The organism is Sphingobacterium sp. xlx-96, from assembly GCF_011007365.1.
GTDB classification, from domain to species: Bacteria; Bacteroidota; Bacteroidia; order Sphingobacteriales; family Sphingobacteriaceae; genus Sphingobacterium; species Sphingobacterium luzhongxinii.
Genome location: NZ_WFKM01000001.1, coordinates 405,692 through 424,390, shown reverse-complemented (window position 1 = coordinate 424,390; position 18,699 = coordinate 405,692). Strand labels below are relative to the sequence as shown.

The following is an 18,699-nucleotide window of genomic DNA, read 5'->3' as shown; positions in this document are numbered from 1 at the left end:
CAACCTCCTTAACCTTTATCAACCTCCTTAACCTTATTAACCTTATTAACCTTTAACTGTAAAAGAATGACCGATCCCAAAAAAGATACCATCGCAATAATTCCCAGTCCCCATACAGAAGATCTTATCAGATCGACAGTCCCCTGCTCTATAACCAAGGTCCTGAAAATATGTAGGTAGTGCGTCAGCGGAATAAGTTTAGCAATCCATACAATCCAGTCTGGCATTTGACTCAGGGGCCAGGTAAACCCACTAAGTATGAAAGAGGGCGTTGCGATGACCATTAAGATTTCGGTCGCCTTCAGCTGATTCGGAATAGCTATACTGACGAGAATACCTAAAAAAGCAACTGCGAGTAAAAATAAAAAAGAAGCACCGAAAAAAGCTAATCCCTCTACATGCAAGGGCATTTTATAATAGGCGGAATAGCCATAATACAGTCCATAGATAAAGAATGACATGAGTATGTAAGGCATAATCTTTACAAGAATAAGGACAAAAACATTGGAACTTTTGGCGACCAGTTCTCTAAAAGTATTATTTTCAAACTCCGAGGCAAAGCTCAGCGCCAGCCCCAACATCATCACCTGTTGCAATACCGTCAGCAAAACCCCGGGCAACATAAAATACAGGTAATTACCACTACGTATATTCTGCTTTACCATAGTCGTTTTAAACGGTTCATACTGCTGTGTCGCCACATAACTAGGTACACCTTTCTTTTCCTGGGATTTTATCTGTATACCGGCTTTCATGGTCGCTGCACAGACATTGACCGCCATCATCGCATAATTAGAGGTCAGGGTATTCGAAGCATTTACAAACAACGTCAATTCGGTACTGCGGTTGTAGTTCACATCGGACGAAAAATTACGTGGGATATGCACCACCACGGTAGCCTCCTTTTTCATCGCTGCTTCCTTAGCACCAAATGGATCATTCATTAATTCAGCAACATAAATAACCTCATTTTCGTTGAACATATCGATCAACTGTTTTGACAAAGGGCTACGATCTTCGTCGACAACCACGATAGGGAGATGCGTTACTTTACCTTTCTTGTACACCCCTCCTACCAAAACACCATACATGATCGGAGCGCCTAAAAAGAGAATGAGCAAAACCTTATTTTGATAAAATAAGCCAAACTCTCTTTTGATTAAATGCCAAAAGTTCCTCATAATTATTTTTCGTCTTTAACGATAAAAGTAGCCTTTGTTAACAGTTCTTTATTGTCTGTATTATTTGTCGGTTTCAACCGAACTTCAAAAAGGGTTTCCTGTTGCTCAAAATCAGGATATGCAGTACTGATGCTGGCATAGTTACTCAAAGATTTGATTGTCTCTACTTTTGCCGTTAGCGTCTTATGGTCGAGATAAGGGATAGCAAGCGTTTTGATCGCATTTTTTTGAAAGTCTTTAACACGGCTTTCTGGGACAGTCAACCTGAAGTAAGTACCATCTACTATGTACCCAGAAACTAGACTGTAACCAGCTAGAGCCAATTCCCCGACTTTTAAATTGATGTTTTCGATCGACATGTCCTGCGGTGCGATGATATATCTTTCTTTTGCTGCCACGTTGACCTCAGAAACAGCTCCTATAGCTCTCTCCTTCTGTCCCAATGCCATCTTCTGCTGCTCAATACGTGCTCCATGTTTCACATCGGCCAATTCTGCCTGAGCCGCTAAATATTGATTTTTTGCACCTTGGTATTTTGCATACACCTCATCATATTTTTGTTGGGCGACCAATGAATCCCGCAGCAGATTCTGCATGCGGTCCAATGATTTTTTTGCAAAATCATACTGTTCCTTCAGTCCGTCAACCTTCGCCTTAAGCTGGGTTAATTGTCCATCGGTAGCCCCTTTGACAGCCATATCATACTGCGCCTGTGCAGCCTCTAATGCGCCTTGTGCCTGAATAGATTTAGCATCTACTTCTGGAATCTCCAGAATTACCAAAGTATCTCCTTTATTGACCATCTGTCCTTCTTCCACCAAAATTTTCTGGATTTTCCCAGGTATCTTAGTAGTCACTGCGATCTGGTCCCGTTCGATTTTGCCTTCCAACACCTTTTGTTGCTTCGTATTATTACTCGAACATCCTTGTACAAATAAGGTAGCAAAGACTATATAAAGTATATTCTTCATCTTTAATAAATTATCTTATAATTGTTTCATAAAGGTTTCCATTCGCCTTTAAAAGCTCAGCCACCGCATTACGTTGATGGAGTACCTGGCTGTAATAATTCAACGATTGCTTATAAAATTCATTTTCAGCTTCCAGCCGTTCGGTGACATCGCTCAATCCTTCCTCAAACTGTCTCGAAGCCAGATGCAAATTATTCTTTGCAATAGCGACCTGCTGTTGATTCACGCCGATTTTTTTCATACTCAGCTCGTAGTCCGACCGGGTTTTACGCTGTAGCAAGCTGAGCTTTTCCCGCGTGTCTTCCAGCTTGTTTGAATTAATCTGGATATCCAACTTAGCCTTTTCAATAGCACTTTTATGCGATTTACCTTCAAACACGTTCCATTTTAAACCGATTCCTACAGCATAATTAGGGGCTAATTGCAAGTGATTGGTCTTCACTTTGACATCGCCGACCTGAGGCAAATCTTTTAAAGTAAACCGCGAATCAAATGCATTCAAATAAGAGACATTTCCAAAAGCAAACACTAATGGCAGTTTCGCCCCTTGTTCCTTTCTCAAAGCGTATCCATAGGCTTTTTGTGACGCTTCTAATGCCTGTAGCTCTTTACGATTCATCACTGTTGCCTCCTCCAAAGCCAGAGCTATTTCAGTCAGTGGATAAACTACCATCTTCAGCTGATCCTTGTCCAGCCCCGTTAACTCTTCCAATTTAAAATATAGCAACTCCCGGCTACTGCTCACTTCGGCCTTTTTACTCTCCAATTCCAGCATGGCCAGTTTTATCTTGTCCCGATCATAAGGGATGGCCAATCCATTCTCAATGGCTTTAACAACCTTCAAGTGTTCTTTGTTCAGCCTACGTTCGGAATCCTTAATAAGAAGATCAACTTCTCTCAATAACATGAGTTGATCGAAGGAATACATTACCTCTTGAGCGATTTGATCCTTCCCAGCTTCACGCATCAAGGATTGAGCCTTAAATTTCTGCTCCAGAGCTTTCTGTCCATTAGTGATCTGTAGCCCACTAAAAATAACCTGCTTTGCCGTAACCCCAGCCATTGCAATCTGTGTAGAAAGGCTGGAGCGTTGTGACCCTTCAAACAGATTGATACCTGTTATAGGAAGCTGATGGGCGGATAGATCCAAATCTACTGCGCTGTTGAGGTAACCATATCCCCCATTGATAGATACTGTAGGCAGGAATTTGCCTTTCACCTCTTCCCTTTCCAAAACTACCTTTTGATTTTCCAGATAGGCATTCTGCAACCCTTTATTATGTTTAACAGCCTGTTCTACCGGCTGCTTAAAATCGGACAATTGCTGCTGCGCCTTTAGCTTCGGAAAGCAATATCCGAGAGAAAACAAGAGAAAAATACAATAAGACGTATATTTCATATCTATACAATTATTTCATATGTGTACAATTTGACTTTCAACTATCATCCGCCAGCTGGCGGATACAAAGCAAACTCATTTGTGTTTGTGCAGTCTATACTGCATGGGGTATTTCATATTCATAAACTAAAGACAAAAATACAGCTTATTTGTTGCTCGAATTTTAAGATATCTTAAAAAAAACTACTATTTTAAACCGCGTATTACAGATAATGTCTGCTGGGATACTCCCAGATAAGAAGCGATATGGCCTAATGTCGCCTGCTGAAACAACGCTGGATTTTCAAGCATTAATGACTGGTACCTTTCGCTAGCCGTCTCAAACTGCATATTATAAAACCGTCTAGAAAAACTTATCAATGAGTCCAATAATATTTTCTGAATAATATGATTCATGGTAATATTCGTCTCGGCCAGCTGCTTTATGGCTAAAAACGGAATCGCCATTACGACAGTATCCGTTAGTGCCTGAAAACCAAATACCGAGGGTTTTTGGTAAAAAAGACTCTCGATCCCCGTACCAAAAGTATCGGGTCCGAAAAAATAATGGGTTACATCGCGGTTTCCTTTGTTATAATAGATCCTCGTAAATCCAGTTTCTACAAAATAGACATGCCTCAAATAGCTGTCCGGCGCAAAGATGATATCTCCCTTACCATAACTTCTACTTTCTGCCGTTTGAGCAAAGAATAACTCCAGTTCCTCATTTATAGGGTATAGACTTTTCAAATAGTCAATAATTCTCATTTTAATTTCTTGTCAACATGATACAATTCAACTTGAATATATCCATTTGTCCCAAAAAAAGCAATGCCGATTCACTTTTTGTTTTTTATTAAGCCTATAACAAAAAAAAAGAAAAATATTTCTATCTTTGCACTTCCGTGAGTTACGGAATATTTAAATTAACATAACTATTTAAAAAATGCAACAGTACGAATCTGTAATCATTCTTACCCCGTTGCTTTCAGAAGATGCTGCGAAAGAAGTAATCGCAAAATTCAAAAGCATCCTAACAGAAGGCGGAGCCGAAATTATCGCAGAAGATAATTGGGGTTTGAAAAAATTAGCGTATCCAATCCAGAAAAAAACAACTGGATTTTATCACTTAACTGAATTCAAGGCTCCAGGTGAATTAATTAAAAAACTAGAGGTTGAATACAAGCGTGATGAGCGTGTGATGCGCTTCTTAACTATCGCTCTTGATAAGCATGCTATTGCTTACAGCGAGAAAAAACGCAGCGGTGCATTCAACAAGAAAGCTGAAACTAAAACTGAGGAGGTAGCAAACTAATGTCAAAAGAAAACATCCAATACGTGACAGCTCCTAAAGTAGAGGACAACCGTAAAAAATACTGTCGTTTTAAGAAAAACGGTATTAAGTACATCGATTACAAAGACGCAAACTTCCTAATGAAGTTTGTTAACGACCAAGGTAAAATCTTACCTCGCCGTCTTACAGGTACATCGTTGAAATTCCAGCGTAAAGTAGCTCAAGCCGTGAAACGTGCGCGTATCATCGGTCTAATGCCTTACGTAGCAGATTCATTAAAATAAGGAGGATACGATAAATGGAAATTATATTAAAACAAGATGTTAAACACCTTGGTGAGAAAGACGATATCGTAGTAGTAAAACCAGGTTTTGGCCGTAACTACTTAATTCCTCAAGGATTTGCTATTTTGGCTACGCCATCAGCAAAAAAAGTATTGGCTGAGAATATCAAACAAGCTCAGTTCAAACAAGACAAAATCAAGAAAGACGCTACAGAATTAGCTGCTAAATTAGAAAATGTAAAACTTTCTATTGGTGCTAAAGCTGGTGAAACTGGCAAAATCTTCGGTAAAGTAAACAGCATTCAGATTGCTGATGCGTTGAAAGCCCAAGGTTACGATGTAGATCGTCGTCGTATTACTTTCGAAGTAGAGCCTAAAACAATAGGTGACTACGTAGCTAACTTAAACTTACACAAAGAAGTTAAAGTTCAAGTTCCTTTCGAAGTAGTAGCTGAGTAATTCTAAAACTCACTAAAAATACAAAGGAGATAACAAATGTTATCTCCTTTTTTATTTTTTAGAACAATCCTCAAAAGCTTTAAATCCCCACATTGCCACAGCAACTGGCGGATCATAAAAGTTTTTAGTATTTTTACCCACAAATCAGAACTAAATCAGTATTTTAATATGAGGCCAAAAACAATCATCATTGCAATGCTACTGGCAATCGTTGTCATCATCTTATTTAACAATAAAGAAGAAAGTTCATTCTGGTTCTTTGGAGAGATTAGGACATCAAAGTTAATAATACTTGCTACTTTTTACGTGTTGGGGATGATTACAGGGGGTATCCTATTCAGACGTCGCAAAAAACACCCTAAAGAATACGCTGTTACTAACCCCAATCCCCCTTTAATAACAGATCAAAACACAAATCCAACATCACCCTACGCTCCCAATCCTCTTTCCGAAGAAGACCGGGAGTTTATCAGAAGAGACTAAGAATATACATGCAAGAAATAGCTATATTATTTGATATGGACGGCGTCATCGCGCATACAAATCCTTATCATTCCAAAGCCTTTGAGGCCTTTTTTGACAAGCACAATATTTCGTACAATCTCGCCCAATTTGAGCAACATATGTATGGCAAACACAACTCCTACATCATGTCCCATTTTTTCAACAGAAAAATAGAAGGGGAGGAATTAATAGATCTAGAAAGAGAAAAAGAGGGGCTATTCCGGGATATTTATGCGCAGTATGTCAAAGATATCCCCGGATATATCGACTTTTTAAAATTGCTAAAGCAGGAAAAAGTCAAAACAGGCGTTGCCACATCCGCACCACGAGCCAATATGGATCTTATTGTCGACGGGTTGAATATTAGAAATATGATGGACTCTTTTATGTGTAGCGAAGATGTCGAAAAACACAAACCAGATCCGGAAATATACCTCAAATCTGCCGCCAAACTCAACGTTCCGAAAGAGCGATGCCTTGTATTTGAAGATTCCTTTTCAGGGGTCAGCGCAGCAATAAATGCGAAGATGAAGGTCGTAGGTGTACTCAGCTCGCACAGCAAAAGCGAACTACCCCCGTGTGATTTATACATCTCAGATTATACAGAAATCCAGCTCCATAGTCTGCTAAATCTTATAGATTAATTAAAAAACTACTTATCTTTGCTATTAATGAATGTTGAAAATCTACTAGAGCGTGCACTTCAATTTGAGTTTCTTTCAAAAGAAGAAGGTATATTTTTATACCACAACGCAACCACCACAGCGCTGGCCCATGTTGCTAATCAATTGAGAAAACAACAAGTCCCACATGGCAAAGTTACTTGGCAAATAGATAGAAATGTAAATACGACAAATGTCTGTATCGCCAACTGTAAATTTTGCAACTTTTTTAGAAGACCGGGGCACGAAGATAGCTACATCACGGATATAGAGACCTATAAGCTTAAAATAGAAGAAACTTTTAAATACGGCGGCGATCAGTTATTACTACAGGGCGGGCATCATCCCGATTTAGGAATCGCCTTCTACCAAAACCTTTTCAGCGAGCTTAAAGAATTATACCCTACGCTGAAACTACACGCACTAGGACCTCCCGAAATAGCACACGTCGCAAAATTAGAGAGGATGTCCCACCTAGAAGTATTAACTGTACTCAAAGAAGCCGGGTTAGATTCACTTCCAGGTGCTGGAGCAGAAATATTAAACGACAGAGTACGTCGATTGATCTCCAAAGGAAAATGCGGTGGACAAGAATGGCTAGATGTCATGCGGGCAGCCCATCAGATCAATCTTCCAACCTCAGCTACGATGATGTTTGGTCATATAGAAACCATAGAAGAACGCTTCGAGCATCTTGAATGGATCCGACAAGTTCAAAGTGAAAAGCCCGCGGATAGCTATGGCTTTATAGCATTCATACCATGGCCCTTTCAGGACGATGGTACTTTGTTAAAAAGGCTACGCGGCATAGCAAATAATGTAACCGGCGATGAATATATACGTATGATTGCTTTAAGTAGAATTATGCTACCAAACATTAAAAACATTCAAGCATCCTGGTTGACTGTTGGAAAACCGGTGGCACAACTATGCCTACACAGTGGCGCCAATGATTTTGGCTCTATCATGATAGAAGAAAATGTGGTTTCAGCAGCTGGAGCACCACACCGCTTCACTTCAAAATCGATTCAAGACGCTATTAAAGAAGCTGGATTCGAACCGCAGTTACGCACACAGACGTATCAGTTTCGAGAGATGCCAGCATCAATGATTGAACAAGTTATAAATTATTAGTCTCCTGGAATGAAAGATATAATGCTCAATATTGAAGCCCTTATTTTCGCGTCTGAAGAGGGGATCTCCGCCAATGAAATCAAACATGTACTTCAGGATGCGCTGTTGATTGATATAAACAAAGACGAAGTGAATTCATTTCTGGATAAGATTAAGGCGAAATACGAAGATGAGAATTCCATATTCACACTCACTCCGGTCAACAACAAATACCAGTTTCTAACCAAAGTGGTATACCATGACGCAATTAATCAATTGCAAGCGCATAGGGATCGTAAAAAGTTAAGTCAGGCCGGACTAGAGACCCTGGCCATCATTGCTTATAGACAACCGATCACCAAGTTGGAAGTCGAACAGATTCGGGGAGTAAATTGTGACTATTCCATACAACGTTTGCTTGAAAAGGATTTGATAAAGATTGCAGGAAAGGCCGAAAGCATAGGAAAGCCGTTACTTTACGCCACCAGCGATCAGTTCATGAATCATTTTGGCATCAACTCTGTAAAAGATTTACCACAACTTAAAGATATCATAAACGAAGAAAACAGTATCGGCGAGATTATCGATTAAGGCCAGTCCCACTTTATTAAAAGTGAGCAACCTGATAATCAAACCTATATTTTTTAAAAAAAATTTTATGTTTTGATTTTCTTATCTAATTTTACGCTAGAATAAATAACAGAAAGAATTAGCTTACTATGATGAACGAGAGTGTCGAAAAGTTTGAAATTGAAGAGGAATTAGTCAATTTCAACGGTCCTGAGGACGATTCTGATTTTGATGATGAAGATGATTTCGGATTAGAAATGGATGCCAGTATGGGCGGGTTTGACGACTTTGACGATGAGGATGAAGATGATTTCTAGCGCTAAGTTGTAAGAAGATCCACTTATAATAGAAAAGGCGATTTTAAAAATCGCCTTTTCTATTTCTTATGAAGTTGCTCATAAAGATCAATCACTTTCTTTTGCAAATCAATTACTTCGATTTCCCGAAGCTGCAGTTTTCTATTTAATTCATTCAACTCATCCATTCTATCTTTATCGTCGTCCAAATCCGATGTAGACAGTAATTGGACTAAAGATAGACCAAATAATTTGGAAATCTGATTCAAACGTGATAAATTCACATCTGTAATTCCGGTTTCAATTTTCGAAAAAGCAGGAATAGATATATCTAACCTCTTTGCCACATCTTCTTGGCTCCAGCCTTTTTGATGTCTTAGTAATCTAATTTTCTTTCCTAAAGCATTCATTTGGTAAATGTTATGTTTTACCTCAAAAGTAAAAATAAATTGTTAAAATAAAAAGAAAAACAAAAACAGTTTAACTAACTTTCGTTAAAAATTTATCTGCAAATTTGAGCATATTAATTCCACTGTAATTACTAGAACTCATAAACAGCATATTATACCCCTTACTATCAAACACTTCCAGAAATCCGTATAAATCAACGGGATCCGTTATAACCAAAAGGTTAGGATGATTAAAGACTTTAACAATTCTATCTACGATATTATCTAAAACTACATTTTTTTCTTTTATACTGCTTTTATTGATAAAAACTATCGAAGTATCCGACTCCATCATACTGCTATCATACTGCTCTAGCTTGTCTCCCTCAATCACGTCATAGGGATTCAACTCGATAATGGTCAGTAATTTAAAAGAAGAAAACTGTTCTTTTATAGCATGTATACTGGACTTTAACTTCGTGGGTGTATGGGCAAAATCCTGATAAACAACAGACCCTTCAGCGCTTGCCACAAATTCCAGGTAACGTATTGAACTTTTAAAATTCCGGATAGCCTCATAAAACTCATCTCTCTTTATCCCTAACCACTCGCAGACCGTATAAGCCCCCGCAATATTTGACAGGTTTTGTTTGCCTATAATCTGTAATGGAATATCCTGATCGCCGATCTGCAAATAGGTGATCCCTTTGTTTATGGAGTAGTTAGGCAATCTATATCCATGTCTATTAATTTTACAATCCTTCGTCTCTCCCACGATCTTAACCACATTACTATCCTCCTTGTTATAGATCAATGTTCCTTTAGGTACGATGGTATCGATAAAAGTTTCGAACTGACCAAGATACTCCTCTTCCGTCATGAGCATTTTGAAGTTGTCCCACTGTATATTACTGATTAAGGCAATATTCGGATGATAATAGTGAAACTTAGAATGTAAGTCGATGGAAGAAGCATAAAACTCGTCCCCTTCTATAAGCATAATAGGAGCTGTAGAAGTCAGTTTAATCAGTGAATCAAACCCTTCAAGTTTAGCACCGACTAAATAATCAAAATCTCGTTTTAAATACTTAAGCACATGCATGATCATGCTGATTATGGTCGTCTTACCATACGTGCCGGCTATAACGACCCTAACCTTATCCATACTGTGCTCATAAACAAATTCTGGAAAAGAATAGATCTTGACTTTAAGCTCTTGGGCTTTCATTAACTCCACATTATCCGCCAATGCATGCTTTCCCAAGATAACAGCATCAATATCCGCAGTGATCTTATCCGCATTCCAACCAATCTGTTCAGGCAGTAAGGAAGCTTCCTGCAGACGTGATTTTGAAGGTTCTACAATTTGATCATCAGAACCAGTAACCTGATGCCCCAATTTGGCTAAGCTGATCGCCAAATTATGCATCACACTGCCCCCAATCGCTATAAAATGTATCCGCATGATTATCCTTTAACAAACTTTGCTGCACACCACTGATCCATAACCTTTCTTTCTTTAAAGAAGAGACCTAGGCCTTCACATTTATGCTTTATAATATCCAAATCTTCAGCTTCATAAAAACCACTTAAATACAATTCACCACCTTTTTCGAGTACAGATTCATAAGTATCTAATTGATCTAACAAAATATTCCTGTTTATGTTTGCCAAAATAGTGTCGTACATCCCCCCTTCTATCACTTCTTTAGAGCCGAGTCTACTTTCCAGATTCGTTACGCCGTTAAGCACTTTATTCTCTTCCACACTTTCCACACAGATCGAATCATAATCCACGGCCAATAGCGATGAAGCACCTTTCTTTGCTGCCAATATCGCTAAAATCCCGGTTCCACATCCCATATCCAACACCCGCTTCCCGTTAAAGTCATTGGCTAAGATAAAAGACAACATCATAGAAGTAGTCTGATGATGTCCTGTTCCAAAAGACATCTTAGGATCGATGACGATTTCGTACTTGTATTCCGGTTTGGCTTCGTGAAAAGTAGCCCGCACATAGCAGACGTCATCTACCAGGATCGGATTAAAGTTACTTTCCCAAAGTGTGTTCCAGTTTTCCTCTTCGATTTCATTTATAGAATAATCCAACTGATAATCCACGACCTGATCCAACAATAACGTTTCCAAGCGCTGAACATCCAGGTTTGAACTCGGGATATACGCGTCAAATCCCTGCTCACTATCTTCAAATGTATCGAATCCAATATCTCCAAGATCAGCAATAAGCAAATCCTTTTGCCAGTCCTGAATGTCAGCACTTATAAAATTAACAGCTGTATATTTCATATTTAAATAACTTGTTCTTTAATGGTCATACGGAATATCCGAAGTATATTATGCACGCTTTTATAACGAATGGGTGTGCATGCTGCTTCGCGGTCATTCGCGTTTGTACAGTCAATGCTACTGGATATTTCATTATTTTAATTAAATACTTTCACAATTTCCAAGAAATCTCTAGATTTCAAGGACGCCCCTCCGATCAATCCACCATCGATATCTTTCTGCGCAAATAAGGTAGCAGCATTCGACGGGTTAGCACTTCCACCGTATAAAATAGTTGTATTATCCGCCACGGTAGCATCATAGCGGTTGGCAATTACCTCGCGGATATAAGCATGAACTTCTTGCGCTTGCTCTGGCGAAGCGGTCAATCCCGTTCCAATTGCCCAAACCGGCTCATACGCCAATACGATCTTAGCAAATTCATCTGCCGACAGGTGAAATACGCCTTGGTCTAATTGGGTTTTTATGACTTCAAAAAAGCGGTTTGACTCACGTTCTTCTTTCGTCTCTCCGATACAGAAAATAGGCTTTAAGTCGTGTTTTAGCGTCACATTAACTTTTTCTGCCAATAGTGCGTCAGTCTCTCCAAAATAAGCTCTACGCTCCGAGTGACCCAAAATTACGTAGCTCGCGCCAACAGATTTTACCTGGGAAGCCGAAATCTCTCCTGTAAAAGCACCTGACTCTGCCTGATGGACATTCTGGGCTCCTATACTCACATTCGTGACCGCAGCACCCAATTTGGCAATGGAAGACAGGTGAATAAAAGGACTACATACCACGACCTCCTGATCGCCTATAACTTCATCCTTCACCATATTGACGATTTCAGAAAAAAGGCTTAACCCATCTTCATAACCTAGATTCATTTTCCAGTTTCCTGCTACGATTTTTTTACGCATAATATTATTTTATTTAGTGTTGATTATTTACCTATACATTTCGCGATTCTTCATAAACAAGAGACAATATCTTCTCTTCTTCATGCCCAAAACACTCCCCTTTGACCAAAGCTTTCCGTTGTAGCATAGCTATAAACGCTGCAAAGATATAACGATCCTGGGTCAAATCAGTCAGCCAACCAAAGTCAGGCACAAATTTCGGAATAAAATTCGAGATTGCAATCTGAGCACCTACCCCAATCACCGTTCCTGTATTAATTTTACAACCAATTCCCAGCATAACATGGTCGCCAATAATTACGCCACACTTTTGGAGGCCCGTGTCTCTCATCCCCGCCTGCGAATAGTCATACAGACGCACGGTCTTCCAATCGTTTCTTAAATTGGAATTATTCGTTCCAGCCCCAATATTACAACCTTCCCCCACTACCGCACAGCCCAGATACCCCAGATGCCCTTTAGCAGAATTACCCCAGATAACCGTATTATTTAATTCGCCGCAAATTGTGCAGTTTACACCCACGCTTACGTTTGAATACACGACAGTCCCACTTTTGACACGACAACCTGCTCCAATAGCCGCAGGGCCATGGATCACCGCACCTGCCTCTATAACAACTCCCTCACCAATATAAATCGGTCCCTGCGTAGCATCTAAAATACAGTGTTTTAATACAGCATTCTTATCTATATAGATTGATGTGCCCAGAAAATGACTATCCGGATACCCATCAGCGCCGACAGCCTGTATCCCCATACAGTCCAGATCAAACCTGATCTGATCCGCATTATTTAAATAAATATCTTCCGGATAGTGCAGTCGATTGATCCTACTGTGGGACAAAACAGCTACAGCCCGCTCCAACGCAGGCACATTAAAATCATCTAGAGTCGCCAGCTTTAATGCGATCCAGTCACCATCATCCGATATAAGTTTTTGATTTAGCTGTAGACCCCATATTTCGTCCACTAATTCGGCATTGGGCAGCACGCGGCCATCAATGATTAAATAACCTTCAGAGTCCATAGGTGGCATCGGGAATTTCTCACGCAGGTAATCTTGCGTTAGATAAGCCACGTCGGCATCAAAAGCATGATGCCATTTTTGGTCCAAAGTCCATATTCCAACGCGAAGATTGCCCGTAGGGCGGGTTGTAGTCAAAGGTCGTAATCGTTCTCTAGAGGAACAATCGTCAAATAAAACAAGGGAAAAAGACATGTCTCTAAAATACAAAAAAATCCCGATAATGCACTTATCGGGATTTTCATACCATATATAATATGGTGATTACTTTTTGTTATAACGGCTACGGAATTTATCGATACGTCCAGCTGTATCAACCAATTTCATTTTACCCGTATAGAAAGGGTGTGATGTATGAGAGATCTCCAATTTAACCAATGGGTACTCATTACCATCTTCCCAAGTGATAGTTTCTTTAGTATCTACACATGATTTAGTTACAAAAGCATAGTCGTTTGACATGTCTTTAAAAACAACTAATCTGTAGTTTGATGGATGCAAATCTTTTTTCATTTTATCTTATGATTACTACTATATATTCAACAATTGAGGTGCAAAGATAATCTATTTAACAATAATTTGCAAAATAATATTTATCCACACCGGGATAATTATCCACTATGTAAAACAGAGGCGTACTTATCAATGGACAAAAGTAACATTATTTTAAAATATAAGGCGATTAATCGATCTTTTTTAGCTACGTTTTTGCTATTTTTGCTGATTATTTAAACAAACCTTCGCAGTAAGACGATATCATATCCAATATGTAGGGTTGTTTCTAGCCATATGGGCACACACATTTTTCAAAAAAATAACACATGAGTATTGCATTATCCGAACAGGAATTACAACGTAGACAAAATCTACAAGGCATCATTGACTTAGGCATTAACCCCTTCCCTGCCGACGAATTCAAGGTGAATGTTACTGCTGCTGATATATTAGAAAATTACGAACGCGACAAGATTAATTACAAGCATATTTTAATCGCTGGCCGGATCATGAGCCGTCGTATCATGGGCAACGCCTCTTTTATCGAAATCCAAGATTCTACAGACCGTATCCAAGTCTATGTAAAACGAGATGACCTTTGCCCTGGAGAGGACAAATCCTTATATAATACCCTGTTTAAAAAACTTTTAGATATCGGTGATATCATCGGTATCGAGGGCTTTGTATTCACGACCCAAAGTGGTGAAATATCTGTACACGCCGAAAAACTAACTGTACTTACCAAATCTTTGCGTCCACTTCCTGTCGTTAAAGAAGCCGAAGGCAAAACGTTTGATGCTTTTACCGATCCAGAGCAGCGCTACAGAATGCGCTATGTAGATCTTATCGTAAACGCACAGAACAAAAATATATTTGTCAAACGCACAAAGCTTTTCAACGCTATGCGCCAGTTTTTCAATGAGGCGGGCTATATGGAAGTAGAGACACCGGTGTTGCAGGCGATCCCCGGTGGAGCAGCTGCCAGACCATTCATCACGCACCATAATGCGCTAGATATTCCATTGTACCTACGTATAGCCAATGAACTGTATCTAAAACGTCTGATCGTTGGGGGCTTTGATGGTGTATACGAGTTTTCCAAAAACTTCAGAAATGAAGGAATGGACCGCACACACAATCCGGAATTCACCGCCATGGAAATATATGTAGCCTACAAAGACTACAACTGGATGATGGATTTCACAGAAAGACTTTTAGAGCACTGTGCTCAACAGGTCAATGGCGACACCAAAGCAGTATTCGGCGAACATCATATCGACTTCAAAGCTCCTTATCCACGCGTCACGATGACGGACGCTATCAAGCAGTTTACCGGATTTGACATTACCGGAAAATCCGAAGACGAGATCCGTGCTGCCGCCAAAGGAATGGGTATCGATGTCAACGATACTATGGGTAAGGGTAAATTGATCGATGAGATCTTTGGTGAAAAATGTGAAGGCAACTTTATTCAGCCGACATTCATTACCGACTACCCTGTCGAAATGTCTCCGCTTACAAAAAAACACCGCGACAACCCTGAGCTCACCGAACGCTTTGAGTTAATGATCTGTGGTAAAGAAGTGGCTAATGCCTACTCCGAGTTAAATGACCCTATTGATCAACGCGAACGCTTCGAAGAGCAACTCCGTCTTTCAGAAAACGGGGATGACGAAGCCATGTTTATCGACCAAGATTTCCTTAGAGCACTCGAGTACGGTATGCCACCAACTTCGGGCCTTGGTATCGGGATGGACAGACTGATTATGTTCTTGACCAATAACCCATCGATTCAAGAGGTCTTATTTTTCCCGCAGATGAGACCCGAGAAAAAGGAAGTAGCGATAGAACTAACAGGCGATGAAAAAGCCGTTTTAGACCTGTTGACGGAAGAACATTCCTCCCTATCAGAAATCAAAGAAAAAGCTGGTTTAAGTGGAAAAAAATGGGACAATGCCACCAAGAGTTTACGTCAGAAAGACCTGATCGACATCGTTTTGGATGGTGACAATAAATATATCTCCAAAAAATAAGAACTGTAAAAATAGAATAGCAAAAAGCAGAAATCTCTTGATTTCTGCTTTTTTTTTATCCGACTGTAGCTTTTCAAAAAAACCTTCCGTTATAATCCCAAACAAAAGCATTAAGAAAGATGAAAACAAATACTATTAAATTATTCTTTATTGCCCTCCTAAGTGTATCAGTGTTGAGTGGATGTCTTAAAGATAATGACGATATCAATAACATCCCGAGGGCAACGTTGACAATGGTCAATGCTTACACGCCTTCTCCATATATTATGCATATGGCAGACAACAACAACTTACAATCGGCGTACAACCCTTTGCAGTATAATACATACGGCGTACCACCAACTTTTCTGTACACGGGAAATCGAAAAATCAAAACAATATCTGCCGAGAACAAAACGCTGATTGACACGGTATACACTTTCAAAGACAGCTCTTACTACACTTCTTTTGTGTATGGAACGGCAGAAAAACCAAAGCAGATTATTGCAGAAGACAAAGAAGTTGAGAATCTAGGTAGCAAATCAGCACTGCGTTTCTTTCATCTCGCAAACAATACAGGCAAGGTTAATGTTTATATAAATAGTAAGGAAACTCCCATATACAGCAACAGAGCTATCGAAGGTGTGTTGACCGGAGAGAACTTAGCACACGCTACCTTCGTGGCACAAAACAGCGGCAAAACCAATATTATTGTAACAGACGAAAGCAACAATACGCTGGTCGAACGTTCGGTAGACCTCGCTTCAGGTAGGTACTACAGCATTATACTGGCGGGAGACAAAAACTCAACAGAAAGACCATTATACCTTGGTGTCGTGGCGCAATATTAAAATTACATCTTAATTCTATATAGCGGGTATGTCTCACGGAGGCATACCCTTTTTTGTATTACTCGCTCCTTATAAAGTAGAAAGTCACAAAACAACCTAGCCCCAGGAATACTATAATCCCAATTAAAATGCGTCCTTGCATCTCCTTTCTGCTTCGCGAGGAAGTCTTCCATAAGCTGCTATTTTTTCGCTCGACCGCCTTGGTATTATTACTATCCATTACGGACGTCCAAGCCTGTTTTTGCAGCTTATTCTCCCACAGTGATAACAGACCTTGCCTTGCGCGTAATCCGCTATCAGGGTGATAATAGAAAACACTGTCGGCGCGGAATGTCCAATATCGACCGATGCTATCTACCCCCCAAAGGCTTCTGTATATTTATGCTGCTGATGGGTATAAGCCTGTTCTCTTTCGTAAAATTGTTGTTTTTTTTGCTTTGACTGTCTGGCAACCTAGAATAGCGTAGAAAAAGATCGTGAAAGCACCGATTCTGAATAGAATATAAGATATCATATTATTTGTTTCCATAATATTAATGTTTTATAGTCTTCTATGCCAGACGGGCATGACACTTGGTATCGGCCAAATGTTGTCTCGTCCTGAATTTTACCGATCACCGGAATAACACCATCACCTTCCTTAAGTTCTTCGTACGCCAATAAAATAAATAACGGTGTATCCTTATAAATTATGCAATTCGTAACTTTTGAAAACACAAGAGCCACAACCAGAGAACAAGCAATATATATAAAGATATTTCTATTTATTTTCGTTTCATTCTCAACATTTACTTCTAATCTTCCGCTGGTGTCACAGTGCTTATGGCATTCTAATCAGACTCCCCCTATCCATTACAACATAATTGGCAATCATCATTAAGCAAATCTAAAATACAAACAAAACAATAGTATCGTTCAAGAGATTCCGCCACATCAGAGTATATCCAGATTATTCAAATCTGCATTTAATATAACATATAATACTTGTAACTAATTTTCTTATTGTCTATTCGCTCGTTAACATAGTTTCTAAGTTTTCGGTCTAGAAGCGACGAAACACTGAATTCACAACCATCCCCCATCTTGAAAACTATATTGTAGTAATCAGGATTAATTAGAAAAGGAATATTACGCTCCGTCAATTTAACATGACAGTGATAGATAACACTTTTAGCTTCTGTCAAATTAACCTGCTCATGTCCCTTTAAAACCAATAATATCTCTTGGTCGAAGAGCAGCACCTTTTTTGTACTATCGCCTATCTGATATTTAAAATGTAGATAAAGAGTTGGCAGCATCATTATTGCAACCCCATAATAAAAATAGACGGGGAGATCTAACAAAAAGACTACTCCTAAATATACAACAACTCTGATTATCATAAAAGACAATAGAATTAAATCATTTGACACTGAGACTTTAATTTCTTTATTCATTGAAATTTCACTATCTATATTGATTTCTATTTCTGTGAATTATTTGAATTTTAACTTGATATAGCTGAAATCTACTCATAATGTTTAAAATAGGGTTGATTAAAAATTATTCTTTCGTATTCAGAACCAAAAAGAACAGTATATTTTATTCCATAAAACATATTAGTATATGCGATGTCAATTAGCCTTTTTGACAGATCCTGAATAGCAATAGAAGTATCGGCATCATTTACAGTGATTTTCAGAGAGTCGGCTTGACGGCTATACCTGATGACAGAATCAATACTTACATTGATATTATCTCTACTATCTACGATAGTAGAGAAGAGAACGTTTTTAAGATTATCTTTCACTGTGATTTTTAGAGCTTCTATTCCCATAAAATAATCTGCGCGAAATCGAACTTCCTTTTTCTCATTGCACGAGATTATTAACAAAGAGAAAAGAAACAATAACAAATAAGTGATAAGATAATGTTTCATAGCATTTCTATTTTAAAGCCCGAAAAACGGCTCACATTACCCCCGCCTCGTAAGCAATGATTACATTTATTTCGAACTCTTAGATTTTTC

At 39.1% G+C, this 18,699-nt stretch carries 23 protein-coding genes; 10 read left to right on the top strand and 13 right to left on the bottom strand.

What is annotated here, in order from left to right:
* Nucleotides 1–8: 8 nt before the first annotated feature.
* The 4 genes from G7B20_RS02005 to G7B20_RS01990 all read right to left on the bottom strand — a co-directional run bounded on the left by G7B20_RS02005 (nt 9) and on the right by G7B20_RS01990 (nt 4,298).
* Nucleotides 9–1,181 (bottom strand): ABC transporter permease, encoded by a 1,173-nt coding sequence (locus G7B20_RS02005; RefSeq protein WP_164108355.1) that lies wholly within the window; start codon nt 1,179–1,181, stop codon nt 9–11.
* A gap of 2 nt (nt 1,182–1,183) precedes the next feature.
* Nucleotides 1,184–2,152: an HlyD family secretion protein gene (locus tag G7B20_RS02000; protein ID WP_164108354.1), complete on the bottom strand. Its 969-nt coding sequence runs from the start codon at nt 2,150–2,152 to the stop codon at nt 1,184–1,186.
* Nucleotides 2,153–2,162: 10 nt separating this feature from the next.
* The gene (locus G7B20_RS01995) at nt 2,163–3,551 is read right to left on the bottom strand and encodes a TolC family protein (RefSeq protein ID WP_164108353.1); all 1,389 of its coding nucleotides are present in this window, start codon (nt 3,549–3,551) and stop codon (nt 2,163–2,165) included.
* Nucleotides 3,552–3,737: 186 nt separating this feature from the next.
* Nucleotides 3,738–4,298: a Crp/Fnr family transcriptional regulator gene (locus G7B20_RS01990; RefSeq protein WP_164108352.1), complete on the bottom strand. Its 561-nt coding sequence runs from the start codon at nt 4,296–4,298 to the stop codon at nt 3,738–3,740.
* A 178-nt stretch (nt 4,299–4,476) separates the two neighbouring features.
* On the opposite strand from G7B20_RS01990, the gene rpsF reads away from it, so the two are divergent.
* The 8 genes from rpsF to G7B20_RS01950 all read left to right on the top strand — a co-directional run bounded on the left by rpsF (nt 4,477) and on the right by G7B20_RS01950 (nt 8,732).
* A complete protein-coding gene (rpsF, locus tag G7B20_RS01985) occupies nt 4,477–4,845 on the top strand; it encodes a 30S ribosomal protein S6 (RefSeq protein WP_164108351.1) in 369 nt (122 codons plus the stop codon).
* Nucleotides 4,845–5,108, top strand: a complete 264-nt coding sequence (gene rpsR, locus G7B20_RS01980) for a 30S ribosomal protein S18 (protein ID WP_021072256.1) — start codon at nt 4,845–4,847, stop codon at nt 5,106–5,108. The genes rpsF and rpsR overlap by 1 nt, the downstream gene beginning before the upstream one ends.
* A 14-nt stretch (nt 5,109–5,122) precedes the next feature.
* The gene (gene rplI, locus G7B20_RS01975; protein ID WP_164108350.1) at nt 5,123–5,566 is read left to right on the top strand and encodes a 50S ribosomal protein L9; all 444 of its coding nucleotides are present in this window, start codon (nt 5,123–5,125) and stop codon (nt 5,564–5,566) included.
* 168 nt (nt 5,567–5,734) lie between these two features.
* On the top strand, nt 5,735–6,049 hold the full coding sequence (locus tag G7B20_RS01970; protein WP_164108349.1) for a hypothetical protein: 315 nt from the start codon (nt 5,735–5,737) through the stop codon (nt 6,047–6,049).
* Nucleotides 6,050–6,057: 8 nt separating this feature from the next.
* Nucleotides 6,058–6,714 carry an HAD family hydrolase gene (locus tag G7B20_RS01965; protein ID WP_164108348.1) on the top strand — a complete coding sequence of 219 codons (657 nt, stop codon included), beginning with the start codon at nt 6,058–6,060 and terminating at the stop codon, nt 6,712–6,714.
* Nucleotides 6,715–6,741: 27 nt separating this feature from the next.
* Nucleotides 6,742–7,866: a cyclic dehypoxanthinyl futalosine synthase gene (gene mqnC / locus G7B20_RS01960; protein WP_164108347.1), complete on the top strand. Its 1,125-nt coding sequence runs from the start codon at nt 6,742–6,744 to the stop codon at nt 7,864–7,866.
* Nucleotides 7,867–7,875: 9 nt separating this feature from the next.
* Nucleotides 7,876–8,436, top strand: a complete 561-nt coding sequence (scpB, locus tag G7B20_RS01955; protein WP_164108346.1) for an SMC-Scp complex subunit ScpB — start codon at nt 7,876–7,878, stop codon at nt 8,434–8,436.
* 128 nt (nt 8,437–8,564) lie between these two features.
* Nucleotides 8,565–8,732, top strand: coding sequence for a hypothetical protein (locus G7B20_RS01950; protein ID WP_164108345.1), 168 nt, complete (start codon nt 8,565–8,567; stop codon nt 8,730–8,732).
* 59 nt (nt 8,733–8,791) lie between these two features.
* Here the strand turns inward: G7B20_RS01950 and G7B20_RS01945 are convergent, their stop codons facing one another.
* The 6 genes from G7B20_RS01945 to G7B20_RS01920 form a co-directional block, all read right to left on the bottom strand.
* Nucleotides 8,792–9,121 (bottom strand): helix-turn-helix domain-containing protein, encoded by a 330-nt coding sequence (locus tag G7B20_RS01945; protein ID WP_164108344.1) that lies wholly within the window; start codon nt 9,119–9,121, stop codon nt 8,792–8,794.
* A gap of 70 nt (nt 9,122–9,191) precedes the next feature.
* Nucleotides 9,192–10,565, bottom strand: coding sequence for a Mur ligase family protein (locus G7B20_RS01940; RefSeq protein ID WP_164108343.1), 1,374 nt, complete (start codon nt 10,563–10,565; stop codon nt 9,192–9,194).
* A 2-nt stretch (nt 10,566–10,567) separates the two neighbouring features.
* Nucleotides 10,568–11,407 carry a 50S ribosomal protein L11 methyltransferase gene (gene prmA, locus G7B20_RS01935; protein ID WP_164108342.1) on the bottom strand — a complete coding sequence of 280 codons (840 nt, stop codon included), beginning with the start codon at nt 11,405–11,407 and terminating at the stop codon, nt 10,568–10,570.
* Nucleotides 11,408–11,544: 137 nt separating this feature from the next.
* Nucleotides 11,545–12,309, bottom strand: a complete 765-nt coding sequence (tpiA, locus tag G7B20_RS01930) for a triose-phosphate isomerase (RefSeq protein WP_164108341.1) — start codon at nt 12,307–12,309, stop codon at nt 11,545–11,547.
* Between the two features lie 31 nt (nt 12,310–12,340).
* Nucleotides 12,341–13,528: a putative sugar nucleotidyl transferase gene (locus G7B20_RS01925; protein WP_164108340.1), complete on the bottom strand. Its 1,188-nt coding sequence runs from the start codon at nt 13,526–13,528 to the stop codon at nt 12,341–12,343.
* A gap of 69 nt (nt 13,529–13,597) precedes the next feature.
* On the bottom strand, nt 13,598–13,846 hold the full coding sequence (locus G7B20_RS01920; RefSeq protein ID WP_093096812.1) for a type B 50S ribosomal protein L31: 249 nt from the start codon (nt 13,844–13,846) through the stop codon (nt 13,598–13,600).
* A 308-nt stretch (nt 13,847–14,154) separates the two neighbouring features.
* Here G7B20_RS01920 and lysS point away from each other — a divergent pair, with 308 nt between their 5' ends.
* Nucleotides 14,155–15,861, top strand: a complete 1,707-nt coding sequence (lysS, locus tag G7B20_RS01915; RefSeq protein ID WP_205600160.1) for a lysine--tRNA ligase — start codon at nt 14,155–14,157, stop codon at nt 15,859–15,861.
* 119 nt (nt 15,862–15,980) lie between these two features.
* Nucleotides 15,981–16,691 (top strand): DUF4397 domain-containing protein, encoded by a 711-nt coding sequence (locus G7B20_RS01910; protein ID WP_164108339.1) that lies wholly within the window; start codon nt 15,981–15,983, stop codon nt 16,689–16,691.
* Between the two features lie 379 nt (nt 16,692–17,070).
* Here G7B20_RS01910 and G7B20_RS01905 read toward each other — a convergent pair whose 3' ends face one another.
* The 3 genes from G7B20_RS01905 to G7B20_RS01895 form a co-directional block, all read right to left on the bottom strand.
* The gene (locus G7B20_RS01905) at nt 17,071–17,220 is read right to left on the bottom strand and encodes a hypothetical protein (protein ID WP_164108338.1); all 150 of its coding nucleotides are present in this window, start codon (nt 17,218–17,220) and stop codon (nt 17,071–17,073) included.
* A 436-nt stretch (nt 17,221–17,656) separates the two neighbouring features.
* The gene (locus G7B20_RS01900; RefSeq protein WP_164108337.1) at nt 17,657–18,073 is read right to left on the bottom strand and encodes a hypothetical protein; all 417 of its coding nucleotides are present in this window, start codon (nt 18,071–18,073) and stop codon (nt 17,657–17,659) included.
* Nucleotides 18,074–18,198: 125 nt separating this feature from the next.
* Nucleotides 18,199–18,609, bottom strand: a complete 411-nt coding sequence (locus G7B20_RS01895) for a hypothetical protein (RefSeq protein ID WP_164108336.1) — start codon at nt 18,607–18,609, stop codon at nt 18,199–18,201.
* Between the last annotated feature and the right edge of the window lie 90 nt (nt 18,610–18,699).